Annotated in this window: 8 protein-coding genes; 2 read left to right on the forward strand and 6 right to left on the reverse strand. The window is 59.3% G+C overall.

Annotated features, from left to right (window positions below; genetic code table 11):
• Positions 1-2 precede the first annotated feature (2 nt).
• Positions 3-2,705 (reverse strand): SNF2-related protein, encoded by a 2,703-nt coding sequence (locus tag ACZRMH_RS19865; RefSeq protein WP_464014884.1) that lies wholly within the window; start codon positions 2,703-2,705, stop codon positions 3-5.
• 11 nt (positions 2,706-2,716) lie between these two features.
• The gene (gene mfd / locus ACZRMH_RS19870; RefSeq protein ID WP_464014885.1) at positions 2,717-6,166 is read right to left on the reverse strand and encodes a transcription-repair coupling factor; all 3,450 of its coding nucleotides are present in this window, start codon (positions 6,164-6,166) and stop codon (positions 2,717-2,719) included.
• 287 nt (positions 6,167-6,453) lie between these two features.
• Here mfd and ACZRMH_RS19875 point away from each other — a divergent pair, with 287 nt between their 5' ends.
• Entirely contained in the window at positions 6,454-7,917 is a 1,464-nt protein-coding gene (locus ACZRMH_RS19875) for a glyceraldehyde-3-phosphate dehydrogenase (RefSeq protein ID WP_095002203.1), read from the forward strand.
• A gap of 191 nt (positions 7,918-8,108) precedes the next feature.
• Here the strand turns inward: ACZRMH_RS19875 and tcuC are convergent, their stop codons facing one another.
• Both tcuC and ACZRMH_RS19885 read right to left on the reverse strand, forming a co-directional pair.
• Positions 8,109-9,407: a tricarballylate/proton symporter TcuC gene (tcuC, locus tag ACZRMH_RS19880; protein ID WP_464014886.1), complete on the reverse strand. Its 1,299-nt coding sequence runs from the start codon at positions 9,405-9,407 to the stop codon at positions 8,109-8,111.
• 155 nt (positions 9,408-9,562) lie between these two features.
• Positions 9,563-10,126, reverse strand: coding sequence for a chalcone isomerase family protein (locus tag ACZRMH_RS19885; RefSeq protein WP_464014887.1), 564 nt, complete (start codon positions 10,124-10,126; stop codon positions 9,563-9,565).
• A 221-nt stretch (positions 10,127-10,347) separates the two neighbouring features.
• Between ACZRMH_RS19885 and sthA the strand changes: the two genes are divergently transcribed.
• Entirely contained in the window at positions 10,348-11,742 is a 1,395-nt protein-coding gene (gene sthA, locus ACZRMH_RS19890) for a Si-specific NAD(P)(+) transhydrogenase (protein WP_464014888.1), read from the forward strand.
• A 42-nt stretch (positions 11,743-11,784) separates the two neighbouring features.
• On the opposite strand, the gene ACZRMH_RS19895 is transcribed toward sthA, so the two are convergent.
• Positions 11,785-12,507, reverse strand: coding sequence for a glycerophosphodiester phosphodiesterase (locus tag ACZRMH_RS19895; RefSeq protein WP_464014889.1), 723 nt, complete (start codon positions 12,505-12,507; stop codon positions 11,785-11,787).
• A gap of 37 nt (positions 12,508-12,544) precedes the next feature.
• Positions 12,545-13,129 (reverse strand): PilZ domain-containing protein, encoded by a 585-nt coding sequence (locus ACZRMH_RS19900; protein WP_464014890.1) that lies wholly within the window; start codon positions 13,127-13,129, stop codon positions 12,545-12,547.
• Between the last annotated feature and the right edge of the window lie 25 nt (positions 13,130-13,154).

Here is a 13,154-nt window from a genome sequence, read left to right on the forward strand (position 1 = left end):
TCTCAGCGTTTTTCAGTTTTAGGCGGCAGCGGCGCAAACAAGGCGTCGATATCATCGTCCTGCAGTTTCCAGTCCCCGGCTATGCGCCCGTCGAGTACGCCTGCAGCCAAATCCGATTTTTCCTGCTGCAAGTGCTGGATTTTCTCTTCGACAGTGCCGCGGGCAATCATCTTGTACACAAACACCGGTTTTTCCTGGCCAATACGATAGGCACGGTCGGTGGCCTGGTTTTCCGCCGCCGGGTTCCACCATGGATCGTAGTGAATCACCGTGTCCGCTTCGGTGAGGTTCAGGCCGACGCCGCCCGCCTTGAGGCTGATCAGGAAAATCTGCAACGTGCCGCTCTGGAAGTCCTTGACCGGGGTGCGGCGGTCGCGGGTTTGCCCGGTGAGGATGGCGTAGCTCACCTTGCGTTTTTTCAGTTCGGCCTCGATCAGGGCCAGCATCGAGGTGAACTGGGAAAACAGCAGGATGCGCCGACCCTCGGCAAACAGTTCTTCGAGCATCAGCATCAGGCTGTCGAGCTTGCCCGAGGTGCTGCCTTTTTTCGGCGGGGTGTCGCTGACCAGGCGCAGGTCACAGCACACCTGACGCAGTTTGAGCAGCGCTTCAAGAATAATGATCTGGCTGCGCCCGACACCCTTGCGGGTGATTTCATCGCGCACTTTTTTGTCCATCGCCAGGCGCATGGTTTCGTATACGTCACGCTGCGCTTCGTTGAGATCGACCCAGTGGATGATCTCGGTCTTGGGCGGCAGTTCAGTGGCGACCTGTTCTTTGGTGCGACGCAGCAAAAACGGTTTGATCCGCGCATTCAGATGCTGCAGGCGCTCGTTGTTGCCCTGGCGCTCGATCGGCACGCGGTAGTTGCGGTTGAAGGCCTTGACGTCCCCCAGCCAGCCGGGCAGCAGAAAGTGGAACAGTGACCACAGCTCGCCCAGGTGGTTTTCCAGCGGGGTGCCGCTCAAGCACAGGCGTTGCCGTGCAACCAGCTCACAGGCGGCCTGGGTGGCCTTGCTGCCGGGGTTCTTGATGTACTGGGCTTCGTCCAGAATCAGGATGTGCAGGGGCAGTTTGGCCAGATGTTCTATGTCCTTGGGCAGCAAGGCGTAGGTGGTGAGGATCACGTCGTAGTCGTTGAGGTGCGCAAAGTGTTTTTTGCGCGTGGCGCCATACAGCGCCAGTACCTTGAGCTGCGGGGTAAAGTGCGCCGCTTCGTCGAGCCAGTTGGGGATCAGACTGGTGGGCATCACCACCATGGCCGGGCGATCGAGGCGACCGGCATTTTTTTCGCAGAGGATATGCGCCAGGGTCTGCAGGGTCTTGCCCAGGCCCATGTCGTCGGCCAGTACGCCGCCGACCTCCAGCTGGCGCAGGGACTGCATCCAGCTCAGGCCTTCGAGCTGGTAGGGGCGCAAGTTGGCGTTGAGCCCTGCGGGGGCTTCGACGCTAAAGTCCTTGATATCACGCAGGCGTTGGGCAAAGCCGCGAATCTGTTCGCCGCCTTCCCAGCGCAGGGGCAGGGCATCCAGTGCGTTGAGGCGCAGGGCGTCGGCGCTTTTGATTCGCAGCGAAGTGGCATCCGGCTCGCCCAGGTAAAATTCGTCCAGGGTCGCCAGTACTGGCTTCAAACGCCCGAATGGCAGGGCAACCTGCAGCGGGCCTTGGCCGCTGGCGGGGTTGGCCGGAATATTCACCAGGATCAGCTCGTCATCCCGGCGCCGTGCAAGTTTCTCGGGGTTGAGCAGGTCGTTGTGCGAACGCATCAGGTTCAGCAGGATCGGCAGCAAACTCAGGTGCTGACCATTGACCACAATCCCCAGTTCCAGGTCGAACCAGTCCCGCTCAGGGGCCTCGTCAACATTGGCGTACCAGTCTTCGACCGGGCTCAGGTCGAAGCCGAAATCCTCATCGATCTGCAGTTCCCAGCCTTGCTCGCGCAGGCCCTGCAACTGGTTGAGGGTGAAATTCAGCCAGGCACTGTCATTGACCAGCTCAAACAGTTCGCCAGCACTTTCAGGCAGGGCCTTGCTCTGGCGGGTGGCAATCTTGAAGCCCAGGCTGCGCAGTTGCTCGCGGTAGCGGTTTTCTGCCTGCGGCTGGCGCTTGATCCGCAGGATCTGCTGTTCCTGGCGCAGCAGGATATCGGCGTTCTTTTGCCCGCTGACGTAGTGGTCAAGGTAGTTGAACGACAGGGCGGCGCGGTGCTGGATATAGCGTTGCATCTTGCCGTTGCGTGGCTCGAAGGCGCTGAACTCGGCGCTGGCCAGCCACAGGCGCGGTACCGGCTGTATATCGTCGATCAATTGCTCGGGCAGGTTATTGGGGCGACGTGAATCGAGTACGGCCTGGAGTTTCTCCAGAAGCTCGGCATCCTGAGCGGCGGCGGGGTAATTCAAGGTTTCTTCGATCTTCAGTAAGACGGCAGCGGTGTGCTTGCAATTGATGCGTACCGGGCAGGTGCAGGTGGCGTCCACCAAAAGCAGTGTGCCTTTGGCGGATTCGCGCAAATGTATGGTCTGACGGTAGGTGTTTTCGCCTGAGCCCTGACAACTGGCAGTGATCATGCTGTCGCCGATTGTGGCGATTCTGACGCGATTTTCCTTGGCGTAGCGGCGGCCACGCTCAAGGCTTTGCTCTTTGAAGCGACTGACCCAGGTCGGTGCCAGGGGTTTGGTCAGTCGCGGGTTCTGGCTCAGGGGCATGGGCATTTCATTCAGGCAGTCTTCGGCGTCAGGCGTTCAAACAGCGCCTCAATGTTATTGAAGCGTTCTTCCGGGCGTTCCATGGGAACCATAAATTTGAACAGGGTTGCGCCTTCGAATTTGTAGCGGTTGGGCTGGCCCTGGATCAGTTTGATCAGCACCATCGGGTCAACCGGAGTATCGGCGGCAAATTCGATACGTCCGCCTTGCGGCCCGGCATCAACCTTTTTGATACCCAGTTGCTCGGCCTGCAATTTGAGCAGGGTGATACGCACCAGATTCTTGGTCGGCTCAGGCAGCAGGCCGAAACGGTCGATCATCTCCACCTGCAGGTCCTTGAGACCCTCTTCGTCGGTGGCCGAGGCGATGCGTTTGTACAGAATCAGTCGCGCATGCACATCCGGCAGGTACGCCTCGGGAATCAGCGCCGGTACGCGCAGGTTGATTTCCGGGCCACCTCCCAGCGGCTGGTCGAGATTGGGCTGTTCGCCCTTGCGGATCGACTTGACCGCACGCTCGAGCATTTCCATGTACAGGGTAAAGCCGACCGCCTGGATCTGGCCGCTCTGGCCATCACCGAGCAGTTCACCGGCGCCACGAATCTCGAGGTCGTTGGTGGCCAGGACAAAACCGGCCCCCAGGTCCTGAGTGTTGGCAATGGCTTCCAGGCGTTTTTGCGCGTCCCCGGTAATTTGCTGACGTGGTGGCGTCAGCAGGTAGGCATAGGCCTGGTGGTGACTGCGCCCGACGCGGCCGCGCAGCTGGTGTAGCTGTGCCAGGCCGAACTTGTCCGCACGCTCGATAATGATGGTGTTGGCGCTGGGCACGTCGATACCGGTCTCGATAATGGTCGAGGCAATCAGCACGTTGAAGCGCTTGTGATAGAAGTCGCTCATCACCTGTTCGAGTTCGCGCTCGCGCATCTGCCCGTGGCCGATGCCGATCCGTGCCTCAGGCACCAGCTCAGCCAGTTCGGCAGCGCATTTCTCGATGGTTTTCACGTCGTTGTGCAGGTAGTACACCTGGCCGCCGCGCAGCAGTTCACGCAGCAGGGCCTCTTTGACCGTGCTCTTGTTCTGCTCCATGACAAAGGTGCGCACCGACAACCGCCGCGCCGGAGGCGTGGCGATGATCGACAGGTCGCGCATGCCCGACACCGCCATATTCAGCGTGCGCGGGATGGGCGTGGCGGTGAGGGTGAGGATATCGACTTCACTGCGCAGGGCCTTGAGCACTTCTTTCTGGCGCACCCCGAAGCGGTGTTCTTCGTCGATGATCACCAGGCCCAGATTCTTGATCTTGACATCGTCCTGCAGCAGCTTGTGGGTGCCGATAACGATATCGATCTTGCCTTCAGCCAGATCAGCCACGGCCTGGTTGATTTCCTTGGCCGACTTGAAGCGGCTCATCACCTCGACCGTTACCGGCCAATCGGCGAAACGGTCGCGGAAGCTGTTGTAGTGCTGCTGGGCAAGCAGAGTGGTGGGCACCAGAATGGCCACCTGACGCCCGCCATGCACGGCAATAAAGGCTGCGCGCATGGCCACTTCGGTTTTGCCGAAACCCACGTCGCCGCACACCAGGCGGTCCATCGGCTTGGGCGACAGCATGTCGGCGCGCACAGCTTCGATGGTGGTTTGCTGGTCCGGGGTTTCTTCAAACGGGAAGCCGGCACTGAACGTCGCATAATCGGCTTTCGGGTCGGCAAATGCATAGCCTTCACGGGCAGCACGGCGAGCGTAGATATCGAGCAGTTCAGCGGCCACATCACGCACTTGCTCGGCAGCCTTGCGCTTGGCTTTTTGCCAGGTTTCCGAGCCCAGGCGGTGCAGCGGCGCCAGCTCATCATCACTGCCGGTGTAGCGGGCGATCAGGTGCAGGTTGGCCACGGGCACATAGAGCTTGGCGCCCTCGGCATATTCCAGGGTCAGGAACTCGGCGACCTGATTGTCCACTTCCAGGGTTGCCAGACCCTGATAGCGGCCCACACCGTGGTCGATATGCACCACCGGCGCGCCTTCGCGCAGCTCGGTAAGGTTCTTGATCACCGCATCGTTATTGGCGTCGGCGCGTTTTTCGCGACGCCTGCGTTGCATCACGCGCTGGCCGAACAACGGGCTTTCGGCGATCAGTGCCAATGCCGGGTCGTCCAGCAGCAGGCCTTCATCCAGCGGGGCGATGGTGATGGCCAGGCGGTGTTTGCTGGCGACGAAATCGGGCCAGCTGTCGACGGTTTTTGGCCGCAGCTTCAAGCGTTCGAGCAGTTCGAGCAGGACTTCACGGCGACCCGCTGACTCGGCGGTAAACAGCACGCGGCCTTCAAACTGCTCAAGAAAACCTGCCAGGGCCTGCAGCGGCTGATTGGCCTTGGCTTCGATGGCCAGGTTGGGCAGTGGCTGTGCCGGGAAGCGTTCACGGCTGCTACCGGTGTCGATGTCATCCTGGCTGGCGACTACTCGTGGCCAGCTTTTCAGGCGGGCAAAGCAGTCTTCTACTGGCAGGAACAACTCGGCAGGGGGCAGCAACGGGCGCGACGGGTCGATACGGCGTTCTTCGTAACGGTTGCGTACATCAGACCAGAAGTTCTCGGCTGCCTGCTCGATACCCGGCAGGGAGAACACCTGGGTGTCCCCCGGCAAATAGTCGAACAGGGTCGAGGTTTCGTCGAAAAACAGCGGCAGGTAGTACTCGATACCCGCCGGGGTAATCCCGCTGGTCAAGTCCTGGAAAATCGGGCAACGGCGAAAGTCCACGTCAAAGCGCTCGCGGAAGCGGGCCTTGAAGCGGGTGACGGCGTCTTTTTGCAGCGGAAATTCGCGGGCCGGCAACAGGCGTACCGATTCGACCTTGTCGATGGAGCGCTGGTTTTCCGGGTCGAAGGTACGCAGGGTCTCGATTTCGTCGTCGAACAGGTCGATCCGGTAGGGCAGCTTGCTACCCATCGGGAACAGGTCGATCAGCGCCCCGCGCACGGCGAATTCGCCATGCTCATACACCGTGTCCACACAGCGATAGCCACTGGCCTCAAGCCGCGTGCGCATCTGCTCAACATCCAGCTTCTGGCCGATATCCAGCACCAGGCTGCTGCCGAGCAGGAACTTGGTGGGGGCCAGGCGATGTAGGGCGGTGGTGATCGGCACTACCAAAACGCCATGACTCAGCTCCGGCAGCCGATACAGGCTGGCGATGCGCTGGGAGATGATGTCCTGGTGCGGCGAGAACAGGTCGTAGGGCAAGGTTTCCCAGTCGGGGAAATGCAGCACCGGCAACTCGGGGGCAAAGAACCTCAGTTCCTGCTCAAGGCGTTCGGCACTTTGGCTGTCGGCGGTCAGCAGCAGGGTGAAGCGCTTGGCGGCGCTGGCGGCCTCGGCAATCGCGAGGCTCAGGGCAGCACCGGGCAGGTTGCTCCAGTGCTGTTTACCTGCCGTAGCAGGGAGTTTCGGTAGACGCAGGACGGGCACGGAAGGTTGAGCTCCAAGCGTTGCGACAAAGTCGGCAAGTGTAACGGGCCAGAGGGCTGGCTGTCAGTTGCAGTCTTTAACGGGGGGCGCAAATCAGCGCCTGTTACTCAACATGGGGGTGCCAGAGGGGCTGCGCAAGGGCGACGGGCCGGTAAAAAGGCCAGTGTTAAAAAAATATTCGCCTATATTTACTGGAGCTTAATCGTTTCAGTAAATGCGTGTGACAGGCGTGCATTGCCCCTGCATGGGTGCAGCGGCATAATGTAGCCCCTTTTTTCAGCCCCTACATGTGGAAGGTTCCCGTGACTCAGAAGCCCGACCAGTGTCTTGGTGAATGGATCGACCGTGAAGCACTCGCAGAAGCGATGATTCCGCTTATCGGTCAGCTATACCGCAATAACAATGTGGTTAGCTCGATCTATGGCCGCAGCCTGATCAACCGTTCAGTCATTGCGATTCTCAAGGCTCACCGCTTTGCTCGCCATCGTCAGTCCGATGATATCGAATTGTCCGTGCACGAAACTTTCCCGCTGCTCAAGGCAATGAGCGAGCTCAAGCTCGGCGCTGCTTCGGTAGATCTGGGCAAGCTGGCCGTCAAGTTCAAGGCCGAAGGCAATGGCCGTACGGCTGAGCAGTTTGTGCGTGAAGAGCTGGCCGATGTTGTAGGTCAACAAAACGCTTCTGCACGTAAAGGCACCGACGTTGTGCTGTACGGCTTTGGTCGTATCGGCCGTCTGCTGGCGCGCATCCTGATCGAAAAAACCGGTGGTGGCGACGGTCTGCGTCTGCGCGCCATTGTTGTGCGCAAAGGCGCCGACAACGATCTGGTCAAGCGTGCAAGCCTGCTGCGTCGTGACTCGGTACATGGCCCGTTCGATGGCACCATCGTGGTCGATGAAGCCAACAACACCATCACCGCCAACGGCAACCTGATCCAGGTTATCTACGCGAAAAACCCTACCGAGGTGGATTACACCCAGTACGGTATTCAGAACGCCCTGCTGGTGGACAACACCGGTGTATGGCGTGACGCCGACGGCCTGGGCCAGCACTTGCAGTGCCCTGGTATCGACCGTGTAGTGTTGACCGCGCCGGGCAAAGGCAAGCTGAAGAACATCGTTCACGGCATCAACCACGGCGAAATCACCGCGGACGACAAGATCGTTTCGGCGGCATCCTGCACCACCAACGCCATCGTGCCGGTGCTCAAGGCTGTCAACGACAAGTTCGGCATCGTCAACGGCCACGTTGAAACGGTTCACTCGTACACCAACGACCAGAACCTGATCGACAACTTCCACAAGGGCGATCGCCGTGGTCGTTCTGCTGCGCTGAACATGGTGATCACCGAGACCGGTGCTGCGACCGCTGCTGCCAAGGCCCTGCCTGAGCTGGCTGGCAAGCTGACCGGTAATGCGATTCGCGTTCCAACGCCAAACGTGTCGATGGCTATTCTCAACCTGAACCTTGAGAAGCCGGCTACCCGTGAAGAAATGAACGAGTACCTGCGTCACATGGCGCTGCACTCCGATCTGCACAAGCAAATCGACTTCGTGAGCTCGCTGGAAGTGGTTTCCACTGACTTCGTAGGTTCGCGTCACGCCGGTGTGGTGGATGCTGAAGCCACTATCTGCAATGACAACCGCGTTGTGCTGTACGTTTGGTACGACAACGAATTCGGTTACAGCTGCCAGGTAGTACGCGTTATGGAAGACATGGCCGGGGTAAACCCGCCAGCGTTCCCGCGCTAAGCAACTGCCGTAACTGAAAACGCCCCGACTGGTTCGGGGCGTTTTTGTGTGTGCAGCAAAAAAGCTGGGGGAAAAACTCGGTACATACCCTGTGGGAGCGGGCTTGCTCGCGATTTGAGCGCCGCGGTTTTTCAGCCAGATCGCGTCGTTTACATCGCGAGCAAGCCCGCTCCCACAAGTTAAAGCGGCTTTTAACCGTTGCTTGGTACTGCCGCCTGCGCCGCACGCAACTGATGCTGATTGCCACGGAACAACACCACGGTAGCGATCAGGCCCAGCACCGCAGCACCGGTCAGCCACAGGCCGGGTGCGGCCTTGTTGTCCAGTACATGGATCAGGTAAGTACAGGCTGCAGGAGTAAAGCCACCAAAGGTCGCGGTCGCCAGGCTGTAGGCCAGGGAGAACCCGGTGGTGCGCACTTCAACCGGCATGATTTCGGTCAGGGCCACCACCATTGCGCCGTTGTACGAGCCGTACAGGAACGACAGCCACAACTCGACGATCAGCAGATGACTGAAACTCGGGTTGGCTACCAGCCAGGACAGCGCCGGGTAAGCGGTCAGAATTGCCAGAATGGTTGCCCCCAGCAGCAGCGGTTTGCGCCCTACCTTGTCGGACAGCGAGCCCATGACCGGCAGCCAGAAGAAGTTCGACAGGCCAATACATACCGTAACCAGCAAGGCATCGAAATCCGACAGGTGCAGCTCGGCCTTGCCGAAGGTCGGGGTATAGGCGGTGATCAGGTAGAACGACACGGTGGTCATCACCACCAACGCCATACCGCCCAGCACCAGGCCAAAGTTCTGGCCGACTGAACGCAGGATTTCACGCAGGGTAGGGTGATGTTTACGTGCTTCGAATTCAGGGGTTTCTTCCATCGAGCGGCGAATCACAAAGATCACCGGTACGATCATGCAACCCAGCAGGAACGGGATGCGCCAGCCCCATTCACCCATTTCCTCAGGGCTCAACCAGTGGTTGAGGCCAACCCCCAGCAAACCGGCGAACACCACGGCTGCCTGCTGGCTTGCAGATTGCCAACTGACGAAGAAGCCCTTGCGCCCTGGTGTGGCGATTTCCGCCAGGTACACCGACACGCCGCCCAGTTCCACGCCTGCGGAAAAGCCTTGCAGCAAGCGCCCAAGCAACACCAGCAGGGGCGCGGCAACGCCCAGGGTGGCATATCCCGGGACGCAGGCGATCAGCACCGTGCCCATGGCCATCAGGGCGAGGGTGATGATCAGGCCTTTACGCCGACCATGACGGTCAATATAGGCACCGAGAAAAATCGCACCCAGCGGGCGCGCCAGGAAGCCGGCACCAAAGGTAGCCAGGGCGAGCATCAATGAGGCAAAAGCGCTATCGCTTGGGAAGAAGGTTTTGGCAATGGCCGTGGCGTAAAAGCCGAAGACCATAAAGTCGAACATCTCTAGGAAGTTACCGCTGACAACACGAAAAATCGCCTTGCCTTTGCCCGTACTGGAGGCCATCAGAAATCACCCGCTCTTATCTGTTTTTATGCGTAATCCGTGTTTTTACTCGTCCACACTGCAAGGTCATGGCCTGCGCCATGGTGCAAAACAGTTTTGTAACCATATGTGTAACAAATTATGTAGGCAACATTTGTTGTCGCTACACGGGCGGGCTAGGGCCTTTGTGCGAGCAAGTCCAGGCGAAGCTTGTCGGGCAGGCCTTCGGGGGCAAGCCAGATGCCCAGGTAGGTTTTGGCCAATTGATGATTCTGGCTAGTGAAAATGACGGTGCCATTGCGCTCCAGGTTCAGCCCGCGCTGCGGGTTGTAGTCCAGGGCGTAGCGATCACCGCGCTTGATATCACCGAAGCTGGCTTGCAGTTCCTTCAGTGGCGCGTCGAGCTTGGCCAGGGTGGTTGCAGATTGCTGGCGTTTGAGAATGGTGGCAGATGCCTGGGTGATATCGCTGTGTTCAAGATCGCGCAAGTAGAACAGTTCAAGGCGCAGGTCGCGTTGTTCGTCAAAGGCCTGTTGCGGGTTGGTGCCGGGTCGGGTGTAGAGGGCGGCGGCGTAGATATCGGCCCATAGATAGGTCAGTACGATCTGGCCCTTGCGCTCCATTGGCTGTGCGCCGGCTCGTACCTGGGCGTCGAAGTTGGCTTCCTTTAACTGTGCGGAGTCGTCTGCCAGGCTGGTGGCGCTGTACAGCAACACAAGAACGATCAACAACTGGCGCATGGTGGTGGGCTCTGATCGGTGGGTTGATAGAGGTTATGTCAGATTCTGATTTTGATGTAGTGAACACAAAAATAGCCAACGACCAGACCAAGGGTTAATGTTCGCGGCGGTCAGGCTTCTATAGACTGTGCCCCACGTTTTGATCCTTCATGGCGCTGGCCGCGACATGATTTAGCCGTAGGTGCCCAAAGCGGTGCCACGGCCTGTTCTGAGGAGTACGCATGGCTGTCTACAACTACGACGTAGTGGTACTGGGTTCCGGCCCGGCAGGAGAAGGTGCGGCAATGAACGCCGCTAAAGCAGGGCGCAAGGTCGCGATGGTCGATAGCCGGCGTCAGGTCGGTGGCAACTGCACGCACTTGGGCACCATCCCGTCCAAAGCCCTGCGTCACTCGGTTCGCCAGATCATGCAGTTCAACACCAACCCGATGTTCCGGGCCATTGGTGAGCCGCGCTGGTTCTCGTTCCCCGACGTTCTGAAGAGCGCAGAAAAGGTCATCTCCAAGCAGGTCGCTTCGCGCACGGGCTACTATGCGCGCAACCGTATCGACCTGTTCTTCGGCACCGGCAGCTTCACTGACGAGCAAACCATCGAAGTGGTCTGCGCCAACGGTGTTGTCGAAACCCTGATGGCCAAGCAGATCATCGTGGCCACTGGCTCGCGTCCTTATCGCCCGGCCGATATCGATTTCAGCCACTCGCGTATCTACGATAGCGACACCATCCTCAGCCTGGGCCACACCCCGCGCAAATTGATTGTTTACGGCGCTGGCGTGATCGGTTGCGAATACGCATCGATCTTCAGCGGCCTGGGGGTGTTGGTCGAACTGGTGGACAACCGCGAGCAACTGTTGAGCTTCCTCGATTCCGAGATCTCGCAAGCGCTGAGCTATCACTTCAGCAACAACAACATCACCGTGCGTCACAACGAAGAGTACGAGCGGGTTGAGGGCGTTGAAAACGGCGTGATCCTGCACCTCAAGTCGGGTAAGAAGATCAAGGCGGACGCCTTGCTCTGGTGCAATGGCCGTACCGGCAACACCGATCAGCTGGGTCTGGAAAACATCGGCATCAAGGCCAATGGCCGTGGCCAGATCACTGTGGATGAGAACTACCGCACCACCGTGCCGAACATCTATGCCGCAGGCGATGTGATCGGCTGGCCAAGCCTGGCCAGTGCTGCCCATGACCAGGGGCGTTCGGCCGCTGGCAGCATCGTCGACAATGGCAGCTGGCGCTTTGTCAATGACGTGCCAACCGGGATCTACACCATTCCGGAGATCAGCTCGATCGGCAAGAACGAGCAGGAACTGACCCAGGCCAAAGTGCCTTATGAAGTGGGCAAGGCATTCTTCAAGAGCATGGCTCGGGCACAGATTGCCGGTGAGCCCCAGGGCATGCTGAAAATCCTGTTCCACCGTGAAACCCTGCAAGTGCTGGGCGTTCACTGCTTCGGTTATCAGGCGTCAGAGATCGTGCATATCGGCCAGGCGATCATGAACCAGCCGGGTGAACTCAATACCCTGAAGTACTTCGTCAACACCACGTTCAACTACCCGACCATGGCTGAAGCCTATCGGGTAGCTGCTTACGACGGTCTTAACCGGCTTTTTTGAGCGGCTCCGGCCGGTGGCCTGAGCCGGCCGGGGAGACCGATTTCAGCCATTCCCGAGGGTGGCAGTGGCCAAACCGGGAAAGTCTGTAATCAGGCTATCTACGCCGAAGTCGGCGAGCCTGCGCATCAGCGCAGGTTCGTTGACTGTCCATACCGACACATGCAAACCCTGGCGCTGGGCCTTTTCCAGGCGTTCCGGTGTGCAGAGTGTCCAGTTCAGCGCCAACATCTCGCAGCCATAGTTCCGGGCGACCTTGATCGGGTCGAGCCAGGCATATTCGGCGACCAGTCCACGGGACAGATCCGGGGTCAATTCCAGCGCAGCCTTGAGCACTTCACGGGAACTTGAGGTCACGGTGACCTTGTCCATGATGCCGTGACGTACCGCCATCTCGCGAATGGCCAGTACGGTTGTTGCCGCACGGGTACGCGAAGCGCTTTTGACTTCCAGCTGCCAGTGCTCGAAATCGCACTTCTCAAACAGTTCTTCAAGGCGCGGGATCGGGCAGGGGTGCACCCAGCCCGGGCCGCCCTTGCGTGCGTCGTAGGTCGTCAGGTCAGCGGCGGTGTGCTCGATTACCTTGCCGCGTCGGTCGGTGGTGCGCTTGAGGGTAGGGTCGTGGATCACCATCAACTCGCCATCTCTGGACAGATGCAGGTCGAGTTCACAGCGACGAACGCCATGCTTGAGGCATTGCTCGAAGCTGGCAAGGGTGTTTTCCGGTGCTTCGCCTTTGGCGCCGCGATGGCCATAAATCAGGGTCACAATTGCTCCTTGTCTGTCGCGATCACAGCCTGAGTGTTTACTCGGCCGCGGGTTCGTTTTGTTCGCGGGCCAGGCGGCGTGCCTGAGCCTGTTTTTGCAAAATGTAGCGCGCCAGCAGTTGGCGCTGCGTGTCGGTAAGGGCTTCAAATTCGGTGTTGATTCGGTAGTCGTCATCTTGTGCCACGCAGTCGATGACTCGGGCACGCAGCAGCAAACCCAGAGCTTGCGGCATCAGCACCAGCTTGATTGAGAGGTGGCTGCCCGGTGTGCAGGCGTGGGGGTGATGAAACTCGATGCCGCCTTCAGACAGCTGTACCGGCTGCAATTCGCCGATCTTGCCGAGTACCGTTTGGGCAACGATCTGGCTCAGCAGCTCGACACGTTTGTTCAAGGTTTTCAGGTAGCTGGAAAGCGTGCGGTCGCGTTCGCTGATCTGGCGCAACAGGTGCTGGGACTCGAATTCACTCAGGTGCAGTTCACTGAGCAAATTGAATAACGGCGACGCATCCTGCAACACTTCGTCGCTCGCGGCTTCGGGGGCCGATAGCGGGGTTATTTCCAGTGCGATCATATCCTCGATACGGTAGTATTCGCGGCGATCTGCGTCATTTAATGTCGACATGGCGAACCCATGATGGCGGCTGTGG

It is taken from the genome of Pseudomonas sp. B414, assembly GCF_055408445.1.